Annotated in this window: 15 protein-coding genes and 2 rRNA genes (1 of these 17 running past the window's edge); 5 read left to right on the forward strand and 12 right to left on the reverse strand. The window is 63.3% G+C overall.

Annotated elements, in window-relative coordinates; all coding sequences use genetic code 11:
- The first annotated feature begins 367 nt into the window (after positions 1-367).
- A complete protein-coding gene (rtcR, locus tag G4D77_RS15605; RefSeq protein WP_213757686.1) occupies positions 368-1,993 on the forward strand; it encodes an RNA repair transcriptional activator RtcR in 1,626 nt (541 codons plus the stop codon).
- Positions 1,994-2,014: 21 nt separating this feature from the next.
- Here rtcR and G4D77_RS15610 read toward each other — a convergent pair whose 3' ends face one another.
- From G4D77_RS15610 to G4D77_RS15650, 9 genes are all read right to left on the reverse strand, one after another.
- On the reverse strand, positions 2,015-3,631 hold the full coding sequence (locus tag G4D77_RS15610) for an RNA polymerase factor sigma-54 (protein WP_016454603.1): 1,617 nt from the start codon (positions 3,629-3,631) through the stop codon (positions 2,015-2,017).
- Positions 3,632-3,685: 54 nt separating this feature from the next.
- Positions 3,686-4,483, reverse strand: a complete 798-nt coding sequence (gene lptB, locus G4D77_RS15615) for an LPS export ABC transporter ATP-binding protein (protein WP_016450697.1) — start codon at positions 4,481-4,483, stop codon at positions 3,686-3,688.
- On the reverse strand, positions 4,480-5,142 hold the full coding sequence (gene lptA / locus G4D77_RS15620) for a lipopolysaccharide transport periplasmic protein LptA (RefSeq protein ID WP_016454602.1): 663 nt from the start codon (positions 5,140-5,142) through the stop codon (positions 4,480-4,482). The genes lptB and lptA overlap by 4 nt, the downstream gene beginning before the upstream one ends.
- Positions 5,143-5,314: 172 nt before the next feature.
- On the reverse strand, positions 5,315-5,965 hold the full coding sequence (locus G4D77_RS15625; RefSeq protein ID WP_016450695.1) for a thiol:disulfide interchange protein DsbA/DsbL: 651 nt from the start codon (positions 5,963-5,965) through the stop codon (positions 5,315-5,317).
- Positions 5,966-6,046: 81 nt separating this feature from the next.
- Complete coding sequence (locus G4D77_RS15630) at positions 6,047-6,727, reverse strand: SPOR domain-containing protein (protein WP_070080759.1); 681 nt, start codon at positions 6,725-6,727, stop codon at positions 6,047-6,049.
- Positions 6,728-6,747: 20 nt separating this feature from the next.
- Positions 6,748-8,445 (reverse strand): arginine--tRNA ligase, encoded by a 1,698-nt coding sequence (gene argS, locus G4D77_RS15635; RefSeq protein WP_016450693.1) that lies wholly within the window; start codon positions 8,443-8,445, stop codon positions 6,748-6,750.
- Positions 8,446-8,499: 54 nt separating this feature from the next.
- Entirely contained in the window at positions 8,500-8,946 is a 447-nt protein-coding gene (locus G4D77_RS15640; RefSeq protein ID WP_154836286.1) for a DUF2214 family protein, read from the reverse strand.
- A 129-nt stretch (positions 8,947-9,075) separates the two neighbouring features.
- Positions 9,076-9,681: a DUF3016 domain-containing protein gene (locus G4D77_RS15645; protein WP_154836287.1), complete on the reverse strand. Its 606-nt coding sequence runs from the start codon at positions 9,679-9,681 to the stop codon at positions 9,076-9,078.
- Positions 9,682-9,709: 28 nt separating this feature from the next.
- Positions 9,710-10,645, reverse strand: coding sequence for a LysR family transcriptional regulator (locus G4D77_RS15650; RefSeq protein ID WP_026062476.1), 936 nt, complete (start codon positions 10,643-10,645; stop codon positions 9,710-9,712).
- Between the two features lie 304 nt (positions 10,646-10,949).
- On the opposite strand from G4D77_RS15650, the gene G4D77_RS15655 reads away from it, so the two are divergent.
- The 3 genes from G4D77_RS15655 (at position 10,950) to G4D77_RS15665 (ending at position 13,683) form a co-directional block, all read left to right on the forward strand.
- Entirely contained in the window at positions 10,950-13,142 is a 2,193-nt protein-coding gene (locus G4D77_RS15655; RefSeq protein WP_154836288.1) for a malate synthase G, read from the forward strand.
- Between the two features lie 80 nt (positions 13,143-13,222).
- A complete protein-coding gene (locus G4D77_RS15660) occupies positions 13,223-13,477 on the forward strand; it encodes a cysteine-rich CWC family protein (RefSeq protein ID WP_154836289.1) in 255 nt (84 codons plus the stop codon).
- Positions 13,478-13,494: 17 nt separating this feature from the next.
- The gene (locus G4D77_RS15665) at positions 13,495-13,683 is read left to right on the forward strand and encodes a 4-oxalocrotonate tautomerase (protein WP_012202595.1); all 189 of its coding nucleotides are present in this window, start codon (positions 13,495-13,497) and stop codon (positions 13,681-13,683) included.
- Between the two features lie 63 nt (positions 13,684-13,746).
- Here the strand turns inward: G4D77_RS15665 and G4D77_RS15670 are convergent, their stop codons facing one another.
- Positions 13,747-14,415: a hypothetical protein gene (locus G4D77_RS15670; RefSeq protein ID WP_154836290.1), complete on the reverse strand. Its 669-nt coding sequence runs from the start codon at positions 14,413-14,415 to the stop codon at positions 13,747-13,749.
- Positions 14,416-14,514: 99 nt separating this feature from the next.
- On the opposite strand from G4D77_RS15670, the gene G4D77_RS15675 reads away from it, so the two are divergent.
- Entirely contained in the window at positions 14,515-15,282 is a 768-nt protein-coding gene (locus G4D77_RS15675) for a class II glutamine amidotransferase (protein ID WP_034400144.1), read from the forward strand.
- Positions 15,283-15,460: 178 nt separating this feature from the next.
- Here the strand turns inward: G4D77_RS15675 and rrf are convergent.
- Both rrf and G4D77_RS15685 read right to left on the reverse strand, forming a co-directional pair.
- Positions 15,461-15,573, reverse strand: a 5S ribosomal RNA gene (gene rrf / locus G4D77_RS15680).
- A gap of 126 nt (positions 15,574-15,699) precedes the next feature.
- A 23S ribosomal RNA gene (locus tag G4D77_RS15685) occupies positions 15,700-18,478 on the reverse strand; it runs 97 nt beyond the window's last position.

Here is an 18,478-nt window from a genome sequence, read left to right on the forward strand (position 1 = left end):
TCTACCAGACTGAGCTACCAGTGGCTGGCAAGCCTGGAGTCGAACCAGGAGTCCCTTGCGGGACGGTTTCCACAACCTTGCCGTCACCCAGCGCCTGCGGCGTGCGGCATGCGGGAAATCGACAGGCCCCTGGGGGCCCGGACTTCCCGCACCGGCGGGGCGGGCGTTTGCCCCAACCCCGGCCTGTGAGCGGTCACCGCCTGCACTGGATGCCTTGCTTATTGCGAGATGCGTGCCAGCCCGGCATCTGGTGCCAAAAATTTCTTCAACCCCTTGATTTATTTGGATAAATCTCAAATCACACTTTTCTTGATTTCTTCTTCAATCCAAAGAAACTAGAATTTCAGCTATCCAACTAGACAAAAACATGGAAAAGAAAAAGGTCGTCATCGGTTTTCTGGGTACGCAGCTGGACTCCGGCAGGGGCGCGGGGCGCTGGGAAAAATGGCGGCCGACCCTCTCCCTCATGCAGCACGAGGATCTGGTGGTGGAGCGGCTGGAGCTGCTCTACACGCCGCCCCATCTGGCCCTGGCGCAGCTGCTGCAAGGCGACATCGCCACGGCATCGCCCGAGACCCGGGTGAACCTCGTGCCCATGGACATTGCCGATCCCTGGGATTTCGGCGAGGTCTATGCGCGGCTGTTCGACTGGACGCAGGCCTATCGCTTCGACCCCGAGCGCGAGGAGTACTGGACCCACATCACCACGGGCACGCACGTGGCACAGATCTGCCTGTTCCTGCTGGTGGAGTCGCGCCGCATTCCCGGCGTGCTGGCCCAGACTTCGCCGCCCCGGCGCCAGCGCATGGGCGACCCGGGCAGCTATGCGCTGATCGACCTGGACCTGTCGCGCTACGACGTGATCGCCCAGCGCTTCGGCGCCGAGCAGAGCGAGGCCGTGCAATTTCTCAAGAGCGGCATTGCCACGCGCAATGCAGGCTTCAACGCGCTGATCGACGAGATCGAGCGCGTGGCCGTGCGCTCGCGAGCGCCCATCCTGCTCACGGGTCCCACGGGTGCGGGCAAATCGCATCTGGCGCGGCGCATGTACGAGTTGAAGAAGGCCAGGCACCAGGTGCAGGGCGAGTTCGTCGAGGTCAATTGCGCCACGCTGCGCGGCGATGGCGCGGCCTCGGTGCTGTTCGGCCACAAGAAGGGCGCGTTCACGGGCGCTGCGGCCGACCGCGCCGGCCTGCTGCGCAGCGCGCACCAGGGCGTGCTGTTCCTGGACGAAATCGGCGAGCTGGGCCTGGACGAACAGGCCATGCTGCTCAAGGCCGTGGAGGAAAAGCGCTTCTATCCCATGGGCAGCGACCGCGAGGTCAGCAGCGATTTCCAGCTGGTCGCCGGCACGCACCGCGACCTGCGCATCGACGTGGCGCAGGGGCGCTTTCGCGAGGATCTGTTCGCGCGCATCAACCTGTGGTCCTACGCGCTGCCGGGCCTGGCCGGGCGCCCCGAGGACATAGAACCCAACATGGACCACCTGCTCGCGCGCTCGGCCGACGAGACCGGCCAGATGGTGCGCTTCAACGTGGAGGCCCGCGAGCGCTATCTGCGCTTTGCGCGCTCGCCCGAGGCGCTGTGGAGCGGCAACTTCCGCGACCTGTCGGCCAGCATGACGCGCCTGGCCACGCTGGCTGACGGAGGGCGCATCTCCACGGCCCTGGTCGATGCCGAGATCCAGCGCATGCAGTGGCTGTGGCAACGGGGCGAGGCAGCGCAGCCCGCCCCCGCCGGCGCCGGCTGCGGCCTTGATGCGCTGTTGCCCGCCGAGAGGCTGGAGCAGATGGATCTGTTCGACCGCATGCAGCTCGAAGCGGTGCTGCGCGTGTGCAGGCAATCGCCCTCGCTGTCCGATGCGGGGCGCCGCCTGTTCGACCAGTCACGCACCCAGCGCAGCGTGGTCAACGATGCCGACCGCCTGCGCAAGTACCTGCTGAAATTCGGCCTCAAATGGGATGACGTGGCCGGCCGCGCGCCTGCGGCCTGAGAGCGTGCGCGCCCTGCGCGGCTACAGGGCCTTGCGCAGCGTGGTCGGGGGGATCTTGAGCAGTTCGCGGTACTTGGCCACGGTGCGCCGTGCGCATTCGATGCCCTGCTCCTTGAGCATGTCGGCCAGCTGGTTGTCCGACAGCGGCTTCCTGGGGTCCTCGGCTGCGACGAACTGCTTGATGAGCGCGCGCACGGCCGTGCTCGACGCGTTGCCGCCCGCCTCGGTGCCCAGCCCCGAGCCGAAGAAATACTTGAGTTCGTAGGTGCCCTGCGGCGTGGCCATGTACTTGGCCGTGGTCACGCGGCTGATGGTGGATTCATGCAGGCCCAGCGCATCGGCAATGTCGCGCAGCACCAGCGGGCGCATGGCCAGCTCGCCATGCACGAAGAAGTTCTTCTGGCGCTCCACGATGGCCTGCGACACGCGCAGGATGGTGTCGAAGCGCTGCTGGATGTTCTTGATGAACCAGCGCGCCTCCTGCAGCCGCTGCTGCAACGCCGCATGCCCTTCGCTGCCCCGGTGGCTGCGCAGCGCGCTGGCATAGATGTCGTGCACGCGCAGCTTGGGCATGACATCGGGGTTGAGTTGCACGCTGAACTCCATGCGTCCCGCACCCATGCGCACCGGGCGCACGATGACATCGGGCACGACGATCTGGCGCTGCACGTCGGCGAAGCGCCGGCCCGGGCGCGGCTCCAGCCGGGCGATCAGGACCATCGCCTCGCGCAGCCGCTCCTCGCGCGCGCCGCACAGGCTGGCGAGCTTGCGCAGGTCACGCCGCGCCAGCAGGTCCATGGGCTGGGCGCAGATGTCCAGCGCGGTGCGCAGCACGGCCTGCCGATCTTCGTCCTCGGCACTGCCGTCGCCTTCGCGCTCGGCATCGGCCAGCTGGTCGCGCAGCTGCAGCGTCAGGCATTCGGCCAGGTCGCGCGCGCCCACGCCCACCGGCTCCAGGCTTTGCAACAGGCGCAGCGCCACGGTGAAGCGGTGCACCAGTTCCTCGCACTCCTCGAGATCGTCGCCCGCCAGGCCCTGTGCCAGCTCGTCGAGCGGGTCTTCCAGGTAGCCGTCGTCGTTGAGGTTCTCGATCAGAAAGCGCAGCGCGGCGCGGTCCACCTCGCCCAGGCGCAGGCTCAGGGCCTGGCGGTGCAGGTGGTCGGTCAGGCTTTCTGCGCTGCGTGCCAGCTCGGTGGCATCGGTCTCGTCATCGTCACCCTGGCCGCGCGTGCGGCTGGAAGGCGCATCGCTGCCCCAGTCGCGGTCGTCGTTGCCCGAGTTGGTCTGGCCATCGCCTTCCCAGCTCAGGGACTCGGCCGTGCCGGAGGTCTCGACGGCATCGCCGGAGGATGTGTCCGACGGCGCCTCCCATTCCACCGCAGCCGATGGCTGGTCCGCACGGCTTTCCTGGAAGGAGTCCGCGGCGTCGGCGCCGGGCGCCGCAGGCTCCGGGGCGCTGCTTGCCGCTTCGTGGTCGCCGTCGTCGTTCGCCAGCTCCAGGAAGGGGTTGTCGCCCAGCATCTGCTCCACTTCCTGCGCCAGCTCCAGCGTGGACAGCTGCAGCAGCTGTATCGACTGCTGCAGTTGCGGGGTGAGCGAAAGATGCTGGGAGACGCGCAGCGACAGTCCGGGCTTCAAGCGGCAGCTCCTTCGCGCAGGCAATCTCGCAGACGGGCCAGGCAGGGCATGGCGCTACATCCGGAAGTGTTCGCCGAGGTAGACGCGCCGCACTTCGGCGTTGTCCACGATCTCCTCGGGTGTGCCTTGGGCCAGCACATGGCCGTCGCTGATGATGAAGGCATGGTCGCAGATGCCCAGCGTCTCGCGCACGTTGTGGTCGGTGATGAGCACGCCGATGCCGCGCGCCTTGAGAAAGCCGATGATGCGCTGGATCTCGATCACGGCGATGGGGTCGATGCCGGCGAAGGGCTCGTCCAGCAGGATGAAACGCGGCTGCGTGGCCAGGGCACGTGCAATCTCGACGCGGCGGCGTTCGCCGCCCGACAGCGCCAGCGCGGGCGATGCGCGCAGATGGTCCACGCGCAGTTCCTGCAGCAGCGCCGTCAGGCGCTCCTCGATGACGCTGCGCGCCAGCGGCCGGCCCTGCTCATCCCTTTGCAGCTCCAGCACGGCGCGCACGTTGTCCTCGACGCTGAGCTTGCGAAAGATCGATGCCTCTTGCGGCAGGTAGGACAGGCCCAGGCGCGAGCGCTGGTGGATGGGCATGTTTCCCACGGCCTGTCCGTCGATGAAGATGTCGCCGCCGTCGCTGCGCACCAGGCCCACGATCATGTAGAACGAGGTGGTCTTGCCCGCGCCGTTGGGGCCCAGCAGGCCCACGACCTCGCCCTTCTTCACGGACAGCGACACGTCCTTGACCACCTTGCGGCTGCCGTAGGACTTGGCCAGATGGCGCGCCTGCAGGCTGCTGCCCTGTTCGGCGCGTGGGGAGGAAGCGTGGGCAGCGGGGGCTGAGGCCTCGGTACTCATCGCTTGGTACCACCAAGGCTGTCCAGGGTGTTGCTGGGCTGCAGGGATGTGCCCGGCGCGCCTGCGGCGGGAGCGCGCGGCTGCGAGCCCGGTGTGCCCTCCTTGGGCGCCAGCACGGCGCGCACGCGCCCGCCCTGGCCGGCGGTGGAGCTGGGCTGGCCGCCGCTGGTCTTTTGCCCATCGACGGTGAACACGTCGGTGAGGTTGTTGTAGACGATGATGGAGCCCGTGATCTCGTCGCTGAGCTGGCCGCCGCGATAGCGCCGCAGTTCGCCGCGGCGAATGAACTTCACGAGGTCGGCCTTGCCGTCGTATTCGATGACCTCGCCCTCGCCTTCCACGAATTCCTCGGGCTGGCCGGGAACGGTGTCGCGCTTTTGGCGGAAGAAGGCGCGCTTGCCCGCTTCGGCCGTGACCACGCCGTACTGAAAGCCTTCGGGGTCCTGGCGCACATCGAGCTGGGCACCGCGCAGCACGATGGTGCCCTTGGTCATCACCACGTTGCCGGTGAAGACGCTGGTCTGCTTGAGTTCGTCATGGCGCAGCGCGTCAGCCTCGATGTTCATGGGCTTGGTGCTGTCGGCCTTTTCGGCCTGGGCCAAACCGGCGAAAGCCGCCAGGGCGGCTGCGAGCAGGAGGGGGGAAAGTCGTTGTTTCATGGAGGGCACGCTTCTTGCATCCATTGTAGGGGGTGTCGCGCGCAACCGTTCCTGGCGTCTTTCAAGCCGGGGGGCAAAGCGCTGACACGAAGGCACAAAAAGAGGTTTCCAAAAGCGACAGGCCCGCTCAATGGCGGGCCTGTCACGGTTGGTCTGGGCCGAGGCCCGGACCTCAGCCCTTGCGGCTGGTGGCGATCAGCTGATCGACCACGCGCAGCACATTGGTCATGTTCCCGGCCTTGGTGCCATCGGTGTAGTAGCGGCCCGCCACGCCCATGGCCGGCACGCCTTCCACGTCATAGTCCTGCTGCAGCTGGGTGGCCTTGCGCACCTGGTTGGAGACCGTGAAGGAGTTGTAGACCTCCTTGAACTTGGCCACGTCCACGCCCTGCTTGCCCACCCAGGCGAAGATCTCGTCGTCCTTGGCCAGGCGGTTGCGTTCCACATGGATGGCGTGGAAGGCGCGCGCATGCATGGTGTCCAGCAGGTTCATGCCTTCAAAGGCGTAGTACAGCTTTTGCTGGGGCACGAAGCTGGCGTTGAATGCCACGGGCACGCGGTGCACGACCACGTCGGCCGGCGCCTGGTTCTTCCAGGCGGCAAAGGTGGGCTCGAATGCATTGCAGTGCGGGCAGCTGTACCAGAAGAACTCGACCACCTCGACCTTGCCGGCGCCGGCGCTGGTGGGTGCGGGCTTGGCCAGCTTGATGTAGTCCTTGCCCTCCTTGGGCGCTGCCGCCTGGGCCTGTGCGGCGGAGGTGCCCAGCGTCAGCGCGCTGGCAGCGGCTGCCGAGGCAGCCAGGGAAAAGTCGCGGCGATTCATCAAAACAAACTCCTCGTTCAATGCTGCAGATTAGGAGGCTGGGGTTTGCCAAAAAGTTCAGCGCTCTTGCTCAACGCTGTTTCAGCGTGCGGCGCGCACCAGCGTGGACTCGACCCCGGCGCCATCGAGCTTTTGCTTGAGTTGCTCGGCATCGTCGCGCTTGGTGAACGGACCCACGCGCACGCGGAAGATGGTGATGCCGTTTTGCTCTCGCTCGCTCACGCGCGCCTCCCATCCCAGCATGGCCAGCTTGGCCCGCTGCGCATCGGCATCGCCCTGGCTGCGGAAGGCGCCGGCCTGCACGAAGTAGTTGAAGGCAGCCTCGGCCTTTTCCGTCTTCTCGGCAGCGGCGGAACGCGCCTTCACCAGATCACCCAGCGGGTCGGCGGAGGTCTTGCCATCGGCCTTGGTGTCGGGCTTGGCGGGCGGCTTGGCCGGGTCCACGGGCGCGGGCGGCGGCGTCACGCCGCCGGCCACGGCGGGCGGGGTGGGCGCTGCTGGCGTGGTGCTGCCGGGGAGGCTGGGCGTGACGGCAGCCGGTGGTGGCGGCGCCGGGTTCTTGCCCTGCAGCGGTGCGTTGGGGTCCCAGTTCTTGTTGCGCTGGGCCTCTGCCGCGTCCTGGTCGGCCGTCTTGCCGCCCTTGGAGAGAAAGGGCACGGGCACCTTGGTCACATAGACGGCGACGGCCAGGGCTGCTGCCAGCCCGACGATCATGCCGATGATGAGACCGATGACGGTGCCCCCACGTTGCTGTGTCTTCATAGATGGCTTGTCGCTCGAAGTTACATGCGTTGCGGGGCCGAGACGCCCAGCACTGCCAGGCCATTGTGCAATACCTGGCGCGTGGCCGAGATCAGCGCCAGGCGGGCGAGCTTGACCTTTTCATCGTCCACCAGGATGCGTTCCGCGTCGTAGTAGCTGTGGTACAGCGAGGCCAGTTCACGCAGGTAGAAGGTCACGTCGTGGGGCGCATTGCCTTCTGCGGCCGAAGTCAGCATGGCCGGGTACTTGGCCAGCTGCAGCATCAGCGCCTGGGCCTGCGGGCCTTCCAGCGCCGACAGGTCCACGTCCTTGAGCGTGTCCGCATCGCCGCCCCAGGCTGCCAGCACCGAGCAGATGCGCGCATGGGCGTACTGCACGTAGTACACGGGGTTGTCATTGTTCTGGGCCACGGCCAGGTCCACGTCGAAGGTGTACTCGGTGTCGGGCTTGCGCGACAGCAGGAAGAAGCGCACCGCATCCTTGCTGGTCCACTCGATCAGGTCGCGCAGCGTGACGTAGGAGCCGGCGCGCTTGCTGATCTTGACTTCCTCGCCGCCACGCACCACGCGCACCATGGTGTGCAGCACATAGTCGGGATAGCCGGCCGGAATGCCCACGTCGGCGGCCTGCAGGCCGGCGCGCACGCGTGCGATGGTGCCGTGGTGGTCCGTGCCCTGGATGTTGACGACCTTGGAGTAGCCGCGCTTGAACTTCTGGATGTGGTAGGCGACATCGGGCACGAAGTACGTGTAGTTGCCGTCCTGCTTGCGCATCACGCGGTCCTTGTCGTCACCGTAGTCGGTGGACTTGAGCCAGAGCGCGCCGTCGAGTTCGTAGGTGTGCCCGCCCGCGATCAGGCGCTGCACCGCGTCCTCGACATGGCCGTTGGTGTAGAGGCTGGATTCGAGGTAGTACTCGTCAAAGTGCAGGTTGAAGGCCTGCAGGTCCTTGTCCTGCTCGTTGCGCAGATAGGCGACGGCGAACTGGCGGATGTTGTCGTAGTCCTCGACATCGCCGTTGGCCGTGAATTCGCGGTCATCGGCCTTGACGGTCTTGCAGGCCTTGAAATCGTCTGCGATGTCCTGGATGTAGGAGCCGTTGTAGAAGGCCTTGCTTTCCGGATTCTCGGGATCGATGGGCCAGCATTCGTCGCCGGGCTTGAAGCCCTTGGCGCGCAGCTGCGTGCTCTTGGTCAGCGTGTCGATCTGCACGCCCGCATCGTTGTAGTAGAACTCGCGGTGCACGCCCCAGCCCTGGGTGGCATAGAGGTTGCAGATGGCATCGCCCAGCGCGGCCTGGCGGCCATGGCCCACGTGCAGCGGGCCGGTGGGGTTGGCGGAGACGAACTCGACCAGCATCTTGGCGCCACGGTCGGCCTGCCAGCCGAATTTCTCGGCCTGTCCCAGCACTTCGCGGATGATCTGCTGCTTGGCGGCGGGCTTGAGACGGATGTTCAGAAAGCCGGGGCCGGCGATCTCGATGGCATCGACCCAGCGCTGGAAAGCCGGCGTGGCCTCCAGCGCAGCCTTGAGCTGTTCACCGAGCGCGCGCGGATTGAGCTTGAGTGGCTTGGCCAGTTGCATGGCGGCCGTGCAGGCGAAATCGCCATGGGCAGCCACCTTGGGGGATTCGAAAGCGGCACGGGCACCGGCGCCGGGCGACAAAGTTTCAAGCTCGCCGGCCAGAGCCGCGAGCAGTTCCTGTTTGACGGAGAGCATCGGCGGATTCTACGTGGCAGGCCCGCCCCATGCCGCCAGACAGGAAAACCGGGCCTACATGCCCCGCGCCCAGAACACCGCCACCACCGCGATCACAGGCACCACATGCGCCTGCCACATCACCCAGCGGCGCGTGCTGGCCACCTCGGCAGGCTGGGGCAGGCCCTGGCCGGCATCCAGCGCGCGGCGCCAGCGGCGGAAGGCCAGCGTGGGCTTGATCGACAACACGGCGCCGACCACGAACAAAGTCATCTTCAGATGAAACAGTGGCTGCGAGACGTACCAGGACATGCCCTTGACGCCCCACACCAGGCGCGCAATGCCGGTGAGCACCAGGAACACCACCGCCAGCCCGTAGATCATGTCCAGCCGCGCCAGGCGCTGGACCACGGCGGCACTCATCCACTCGCTGCGGCACAGCGCTGCCTGGCTGGACACGAACACCACGAAGGTGAGGATGGCCAGCAGGTGAAGGCTGGCCAGAATGGCTTCTATCGTCATGGGGAATCCGTATAGAAATTGAGCCTCTTGGGCCATGCTGCATTACGCCAGAAACGGCGACCGCCATCGGGATGCCCGAGGCAATCGGTAGACCACTGCGGTCCTCCCGTCGCGCCGGCTCTTGCGTCGCTACTTCGGCAGTTCCGCGCGCAACCAGTCATCCAGCAGCGTCTTCTCATAGCGCAGGGGATCGTTGGGATACAGGTCGGGGCGCATCATGAAGGTCGCATCGCGCAGTTGGCGGCTGCCCTCGCGCAGCAGCTTTCCGTCGGCATCCAGCAGCTTGAAACGCAGGTCGATGCGCGGTGGATAGATATCGCGGACGATGCGCACATCGGCGGCCTGGGGTCCGCGCCAGGGCTCGAAACTGCCGGCACGCTGCACATCGGTGAGGTGGACTTCAAGCCGCTGGCCCTGGGACAGCCTGGGCGCGGCACGCTCGGCCAGGAACTGGGCCAGCGCATCGACCCAGGCGCGGCGCGCCTTCTCGGACTCCTGGGTTCCATTGCGCCCGGCATCGAACCGCGAGGGATCGTCAAAGGTCACGCTCACGATGCCGGCAGGCACCGCGCCCTGCCGCATCCCGTCCGGCCGGCCCTGCCCCGGCCCCTGGACGGCGCAGCCTGCCAACATGCCCAGGCAGGCGGCGCCCAGCGCCATGCGCATCCAGCGCCGCCGTCCTGGGGCCGCGCCCTGCGTTGCGGATACCGCTTCCGTCGCGATCGACACTGCCATGCTCATTCCTCCTTGCTGGGCGGCCCGATCAGGCCGCGTGGGTTCGACGCCAGAATTCCGGCTGCTCGTAATGGTGCTTGAGATAGTCGATCCACAGCCGCACGCGCAGCGGCATGTGCTTGCGCTGGGGAAAGACCACGAAGATGCCGTTCGGTGGGGCCGCAAATTCCTCCAGCACCGCCACCAGGCGCCCGGCGGCGATCTCGGCCTCCACCTCCCAGGTGCTGCGCCAGGCAATGCCCCAGCCGCCCAGGCACCAGTCGTGCAGCACCTGGCCGTCGGAGCAGTCCAGCGGACCGCCCGGCTTGAAATGCACGACTTCGCTGGTACCGCTGTCCGGGTGCGGAATGCGAAAGGCCCAGCCGCGCGTCTGCGAGGCATCGCTGGACAGCGTCAGGCAGTCATGCTGGGTCAGCTCGCTGGGGTGACGCGGCGTGCCGCGGCGCTCCAGATAGGAGGGCGTGGCCACGCACTGGCGCCGGTTGTCGGCGATGCGCACGCTGACCAGGGCCGAGTCGGGCAGGTCGCCTACCCGCACCGCGCAGTCAAAGCCCTCACCGGCCAGATCGACCACGCGGTCGCTCAGATTCAGGGAAATCGTCACATCGGGGTGCAGGTCCCGAAAACGCGGCACCAGAGGCGCCACATGCCGCCGACCAAAGCCTGCCGGCGCCGTGATGCGCAGATGTCCTGTGGCCTTGACCCCGCCCGCACTGACGCTGGCCTCGGCGTTGGACACATCGGACAAGAGGCGCTGGCAATCCTCGAGAAAAGCGCTGCCCTCGTGCGTGAGCGAGATGCGGCGTGTGGTCCGCACCATGAGCTTGACGCCCAGGTGCTCTTCCAAGGCATCCAGCCGCCGCCCCATGATGGCTGGCGCCACGCCTTCCGCCTTGGCCGCTGCCGTAAGGCTGCCGCGCGTGGCCACCGATACGAATGACTCGAATGCCTTGAGCTTGTCCATGACTGCTGTCCGTTTCTTTTCCGTGTTCTTGTGGGGCATGCGCATGCATGCCTGTCTCCTGGGGTCCGCCTTTTTGCGCAGTAGGCACTGGCTGTCTGCCATTTGCCCTTCGCACCGGGCTGCATGCCAATTTCCGATGGTTTTGGCAGGCGCATAACCTTCCCACATTTTTGCGTAAAAGTCACGAGTTTTAAGATTTATGGTCTATTTATGTACGCAAATAAATCTAATAAAGTATTCCTTATAGTCAGGCCCGTAAAGGGTCCAGGCCAGTCTTTCCATCCATCCAACCGGGGTTCCCACCATGACCGATCGCACCCAAGCCCACAGCCTGCAGGTGGCCACAGAGCTGCACCGCTTCATCAATGAACAAGTGCTCCCGGGCACGGGTGTCGCGCCCGAGGCATTCTGGAAAGGCTTCGACGAGATCGTCAACGACCTCGCCCCCCGCAATGCTGCCCTGCTGGCCGAACGCGACCGCCTGCAGGCCGAGCTGGACACCTGGCACAAGGCCCATCCCGGCCCCATCACCGACATGGCCGGCTACCAGCAGTTCCTGACGCAGATCGGCTATCTGGTCGAGCAGCCCAAGGATGCCAAGGCGACCACCACCAACGTGGATGCAGAACTGGCCATCCAGGCCGGCCCCCAGCTGGTCGTGCCCATTCTCAATGCCCGCTATGCGCTCAACGCCGCCAACGCGCGCTGGGGTTCGCTGTATGACGCGCTGTACGGCACGGATGCCATCGGCGAGGACGGCGGCGCGGAAAAGGGCAAGGGCTACAACCCCGTTCGCGGCGCCAAGGTCATCGCCTTCGCACGCGACTTCCTGGACCAGGCCGCCCCGCTGGCCTCGGGCTCGCACAAGGATTCCGCCGGCTACCGCGTGGAAGGCGGCCAGCTCGTCGTCGCGCTCAAGAACGGCGGCACCACGGGCCTGAAGAACACCGCCCAGCTCGTCGGCTACCAGGGTGATGCCGCAGCGCCCTCTTCCGTGCTGCTGCTCAACAACGGCCTGCATATCGACATCCGCATCGACAAGACCACGGCCATCGGCCAGACCGATGCCGCCGGCGTGGCCGACGTGGTGGTCGAGGCGGCCCTGTCCACCATCCTGGACCTGGAAGACTCCGTGGCGGCCGTGGATGCCGAGGACAAGGTGGTGGGCTATGCCAACTGGCTGGGCATCCTCAAGGGCACGCTGACCGAGACCTTCGACAAGGGCGGAAAGAGCATGACGCGCGGCCTGAATGCAGACCGCGAGTACACCGGCGCCGACGGCAAGCCCGTCAGGCTGCATGGCCGTTCGCTGATGTTCGTTCGCAACGTCGGCCACCTGATGACCAACCCGGCCATCCTCTGGGGCAACGGCAAGGAAATCCCCGAAGGCATCCTGGACGCCATGGTCACCACGGCCATCGCCGTCCATGACATCAAGGGTCTGGGCGCCAACGGCATCCGCAACTCGCGCACGGGCAGCGTCTACATCGTCAAGCCCAAGATGCACGGCCCTGCGGAAGCCGCCTTCGCCAGCGAGCTGTTCGGCCGCGTGGAAAAGGTGCTCGGCCTGCCCGAGAACACCGTCAAGCTGGGCATCATGGACGAGGAGCGCCGCACCAGCGTCAACCTCAAGGCCTGCATCGCCGCTGCCGCATCGCGCGTGGCCTTCATCAACACCGGCTTCCTGGACCGCACGGGCGACGAAATGCACACCGCCATGTATGCCGGCCCCATGGTCCGCAAGGCCGACATGAAGGGAAGCGCCTGGCTGGCCGCCTATGAGCGCAGCAACGTGCTCGTGGGCCTGGGCCTGGGCCTGCGCGGCAAGGCGCAGATCGGCAAGGGCATGTGGGCCATGCCCGACCTGATGAAGGCCATGCTGGAGCAAAAGATCGGCCACCCCAAGGCCGGCGCCAATACCGCCTGGGTGCCCTCGCCCACGGCCGCCACGCTGCACGCCCTGCACTACCACCAGGTCAACGTGGCCGAGGTGCAAAAGCAGCTGGAGCAGACCAATGCCGACGCCGAGCGCGCCAACATCCTGGCCGACCTGCTGCAGGTGCCCGTGGTCAAGGAAGACAAGTGGAGCGCGGCTGAAAAGCAGCAGGAGCTGGACAACAACGTCCAGGGCATCCTCGGCTATGTGGTGCGCTGGGTGGACCAGGGCGTGGGCTGCTCCAAGGTGCCCGACATCCACAACGTGGGCCTGATGGAAGACCGCGCCACGCTGCGCATCTCCAGCCAGCACATCGCCAACTGGCTGCAGCACGGCATCGTGACCGAGGCGCAGGTGCGCGAGACCTTCGAGCGCATGGCCGCCGTGGTCGACCAGCAGAACGCGGGCGATGCGCTGTACAAGCCCATGGCCGGCCACTTCGACACCTCGATGGCCTACCAGGCCGCCTGTGACCTGGTCTTCAAGGGCAAGGAGCAACCCAGCGGCTACACCGAGCCCCTGCTGCATGCCTGGCGCCTGAAGGTCAAGGCCGCCGCCTGACGCGGGCGGCGCCCGGCGCTTGAAAAAGCACCCAGGCTTGCCTGAGGTGCTTTTTTCATGGATCTACACTCAGAACCACGATGAGTGCCCATCCCCCCGATGCCAGCCTGTGTCCGCTGTGCGGCCGCAGCAATCAGTGCGCCATTCTTGCGGGCGTGGATCCGCTGAACTGCTGGTGCATGGACACGCCGGTGGCACCCGATGCATTGGCCCGCATTCCGGAGCCCCTGCGCAACAAGGCCTGCCTGTGTCCCGCCTGCGCACTTGGCATCGACAAGCCTCGACCGCCCGCGTCGGCCGATATGATGTCGCCGACCCAACCCCCTAGAACTTGATCCCTGAGGAGATTGACATGCCCACGTACCACGTCGAAATGATGGAAGGCCGCACCGTCGAACAAAAGCGCAAGCTGGTCGAAGAGATCACGCGCGTCTCGGTCGAAGTCCTCGGTGGCTCGCCCGAATCGGTGGACATCCTGATCACCGACATCAAGCGCGAAAACTGGGCCACGGGCGGCAAGCTCTGGTCCGAGCGCAGCTGAGGACTTTTCCTCCAACGCATGCAAAAGGCAGCTTCGGCTGCCTTTTTCCATGAAGCTGCAGCTTTATTTGCGCATTTCTCCAAGTGCCTGCAGCGCACTGGCAGCCACGGTCCACGGCACAGGATGGGAGTCTCTGGCCTGCCAGTACCTGGCAACCCCATCCATGGAAACCTGGGTCAAAACCACCTGGGCGGCGCCGGCCGCATAGGCTTGAAAAGCGGCATCGGTCATCCGTGCCTGGTAGCCAGAGAGATCGCCTCTACGGAAAAGCGCCCATGCGCCTTCGACACACTGCAGCTGCAGGCGCAGATGTGCATCGCCAGGCAGCAACGCTTGCATGAACAGATCGCGCGTGGCTTCATACGTCGTGGGAGCAGCACACAGCAGTGCAATGCGTGACTGGGGATCTCTCTGCAAGGCAGCAGCCACCTTGCGGGCCAGCATGCCATCGGCACGCCAGACCTTGTCACTGAGGCAATCCGCCACGGCCGGACCCAGGGTCGAGCAGGTCAGCAGCACGGCATCGATATCGGCAGGGTCTGCCAGCGCATCAAGCTGCCCCGCCGTTTTCTGCCGAAGCGACGCATTCATGCCACCTGCAGCCTCCGCCCCCAACAGCAGTTCCTCATGCACCTGATGAACGATTGAGTGGGCCGGCCAGCCCAGTTCGGCAGCAGCCTGCTCGAAGATCACGGCGTTGCTGTGCGCCGTATGCAGACAGAGGATGGGCATAGGTGTGTTCCGTTTTTTTGCCGTTGCCCCGCATTGTGCTTGCAGCTGCCGCGCCAGGCGTTAGGCTATGGCTTGAACTACGCAAACAACGATACCGCCATGTGCCAGCTGCTTGGAATGAACTGCAACACGCCCACCGACGTGCGCTTCAGCTTCTCGGGGTTCACCCAGCGGGCGGGCAATACCGGCGACCATACGGACGGCTGGGGCATCGCCTTCTTCGAGGACAAGGGCCTGCGCCACTTCGTCGGCTACGAGCGCGCCATCGACTCGCCCATCGCCAAGCTGATACGCGAGTACCCGATCAAGAGCCGCAACGTCATCGCCCACATCCGCAAGGCCACGCAGGGCGCGGTAAGCCTGCAGAACTGCCACCCCTTCGTGCGTGAACTGTGGGGTCGCAACTGGGTCTTTGCCCACAACGGGGATCTCAAGGGCTTTGCACCCAAGCTGCATGCCCACTTCCACCCGGTGGGAAACACCGACAGCGAACAGGCCTTCTGCTGGATTCTCCAGGAGCTGTGGAAGTCGCATGCCGGCCTGCCCAGCGTGCAGGAACTCACCCACACGCTGCGCGAGCTGGCCAAGCGCATCTCGCCGCATGGAACCTTCAATTTCCTGCTGTCCAACGGCGAGGCGCTGTGGGCCCATGCCACCACGCACCTGTGCTATATCGAACGACGCCACCCCTTTGCCCAGGCCCATCTGTCGGATGAAGACCTGGCCGTGGACTTCGCCCGGGAAACCACACCCCAGGACCGCGTGGCCATCATCGTCACGGCGCCATTGACCAAGAATGAGACCTGGACCTCAATCCAGTCGGGCGAACTCAAGGTCTTTGTACAGGGCGAATGCCTGCCGCTTTGAACCATTGCGTATTCAGGAATAAAAAGAGAGCGCGTCAGCGCTCTCTTTTTTGGGTTGTCCGTTTTCGGATGTTCCGTTGAGCCGTCCGTTTTGGCGGTTCAGCCTGTTTCCCCGTTTCCTGCACCCCAATGCAAAAAACCCCGTAGCTTTGGGCTACGGGGTTTCTTGGGCTGTAAGAGCCTGACGATGACCTACTTTCACACGGGAACCCGCACTATCATCGGCGCAAAGTCGTTTCACTGTCCTGTTCGGGATGGGAAGGAGTGGTACCAACTTGCTATGGTCATCAGGCATAACTTGTTGTCATGCTGCTCTTGCGAGCAACACAACGAATTCATAGAGTCTGTAATCAGCTTTGTATTTTGACTGCGCCTTACTTGGCATAACCACCTTGATGATCAACGTCATCAAAGTTATAGGGTCAAGCCTCACGAGCAATTAGTACTGGTTAGCTTAACGCATTACTGCGCTTCCACACCCAGCCTATCAACGTCCTGGTCTTGAACGACTCTTCAGGGGGCTCAAGGCCCCGGCAGATCTCATCTTGAAACGAGTTTCCCGCTTAGATGCTTTCAGCGGTTATCTCTTCCACACTTAGCTACTCGGCAATGCCACTGGCGTGACAACCGATACACCAGAGGTGTGTCCACTCCGGTCCTCTCGTACTAGGAGCAGGCTTCCTCAAATCTGCAGCGCCCACGGAAGATAGGGACCAAACTGTCTCACGACGTTTTAAACCCAGCTCACGTACCTCTTTAAATGGCGAACAGCCATACCCTTGGGACCGACTACAGCCCCAGGATGAGATGAGCCGACATCGAGGTGCCAAACACCGCCGTCGATATGAACTCTTGGGCGGTATCAGCCTGTTATCCCCAGAGTACCTTTTATCCGTTGAGCGATGGCCCTTCCATACAGAACCACCGGATCACTATGTCCTGCTTTCGCATCTGCTCGACTTGTCAGTCTCGCAGTTAAGCACGCTTATGCCATTGCACTATCGTCACGATGTCCGACCGTAACTAGCGTACCTTCGAACTCCTCCGTTACGCTTTGGGAGGAGACCGCCCCAGTCAAACTGCCTACCATGCACTGTCCCCGATCCCGATAAGGGACCTGGGTTAGAACCTCAAACGCACCAGGGTGGTATTTCAACGTCGGCTCCATGAGAACTAGCGTCCTCACTTCAAAGCCTCCCACCTATCCTACACAGATCCGTTCAAAATCCAATACAAAGCTACAGTAAAGGTTCATGGGGTCTTTCCGTCTTTCCGCGGGGAGATTGCATCATCACAAACATTTCAACTTCGCTGAGTCTCTGGAGGAGACAGTGTGGCCATCGTTACGCCATTCGTGCAGGTCGGAACTTACCCGACAAGGAATTTCGCTACCTTAGGACCGTTATAGTTACGGCCGCCGTTTACTGGGACTTCAATCAAGAGCTTGCACCCCATCATTTAATCTTCCAGCACCGGGCAGGCGTCACACCCTATACGTCCACTTTCGTGTTTGCAGAGTGCTGTGTTTTTATTAAACAGTCGCAGCCACCGATTTTTTGCAACCGCTTTGGGCTCCCTTTGTTCAAGTTCACCTACTTGCGGCATACCTTCTCCCGAAGTTACGGTATCAATTTGCCGAGTTCCTTCTCCAGAGTTCTCTCAAGCGCCTTAGAATACTCATCTCGCGCACCAGTGTCGGTTTGCGGTACGGTCGTGTGTAGCTGAAGCTTAGTGGCTTTTCCTGGAAGCAGGGTATCACTCACTTCGTCTGCAAGCAGACTCGTTATCACCCCTCATCTAAGCCCGGCGGATTTGCCTACCAGGCACGACTACAGGCTTGAACCAACATATCCAACAGTTGGCTGAGCTAACCTTCTCCGTCCCCACATCGCACTACACATCGGTACAGGAATATTGACCTGTTTCCCATCAGCTACGCATCTCTGCCTCGCCTTAGGGGCCGACTCACCCTACGCCGATGAACGTTGCGTAGGAAACCTTGCGCTTACGGCGAGGGGGCTTTTCACCCCCTTTAACGCTACTCATGTCAGCATTCGCACTTCTGATACCTCCAGCACCCGTTACCAGGCACCTTCACAGGCTTACAGAACGCTCTCCTACCACTTGCAATAAATTGCAAATCCGCAGCTTCGGTAACTGGCTTAGCCCCGTTACATCTTCCGCGCAGGACGACTCGATCAGTGAGCTATTACGCTTTCTTTAAATGATGGCTGCTTCTAAGCCAACATCCTGACTGTTTTAGCCTTCCCACTTCGTTTCCCACTTAGCCAATTTTAGGGACCTTAGCTGGCGGTCTGGGTTGTTTCCCTCTTGAGTCCGGACGTTAGCACCCGGTGCTCTGTCTCCCAAGCTGTACTCTGCGGTATTCGGAGTTTGCATAGGTTTGGTAAGTCGCCATGACCCCCTAGCCTAAACAGTGCTCTACCCCCGCAGGTAATACTTGAGGCACTACCTAAATAGTTTTCGGAGAGAACCAGCTATTTCCAAGTTTGTTTAGCCTTTCACCCCTATCCACAGCTCATCCGCTAGTTTTGCAACACTAGTCGGTTCGGACCTCCAGTACCTGTTACGGCACCTTCATCCTGGCCATGGATAGATCACTTGGTTTCGGGTCTACACCCAGCGACTGGACGCCCTATTCGGACTCGATTTCTCTACGGCTCCCCTATTCGGTTAACCTTGCCACTGAATGTAAGTCGCTGACCCATTATACAAAAGGTACGCAGTCACCCTTGCGGGCTCCTACTTTTTGTAAGCATGCGGTTTCAGGATCTATTTCACTCCCCTCCCGGGGTTCTTTTCGCCTTTCCCTCACGGTACTGGTTCACTATCGGTCGATGATGAGTATTTAGCCTTGGAGGATGGTCCCCCCATATTCAGACAGGGTTTCTCGTGCCCCGCCCTACTTTTCTCTAGCTCAGTACCACCAGTCGGTTTTCACATACAGGGCTATCACCTACTATGGCCGGACTTTCCATTCCGTTTTGTTAACCGTCTGACTATCACTAGAAGGCTGTTCCGATTTCGCTCGCCACTACTTTCGGAATCTCGGTTGATGTCTTTTCCTCTGGGTACTTAGATGTTTCAGTTCTCCAGGTTCGCTTCGCATACCTATGTATTCAGTATGCGATACCCTTGCGGGTGGGTTTCCCCATTCAGAAATCTCCGGATCAAAG

The organism is Delftia sp. WY8 (assembly GCF_018437695.1).
Classification (GTDB): domain Bacteria; phylum Pseudomonadota; class Gammaproteobacteria; order Burkholderiales; family Burkholderiaceae_C; genus Comamonas; species Comamonas tsuruhatensis.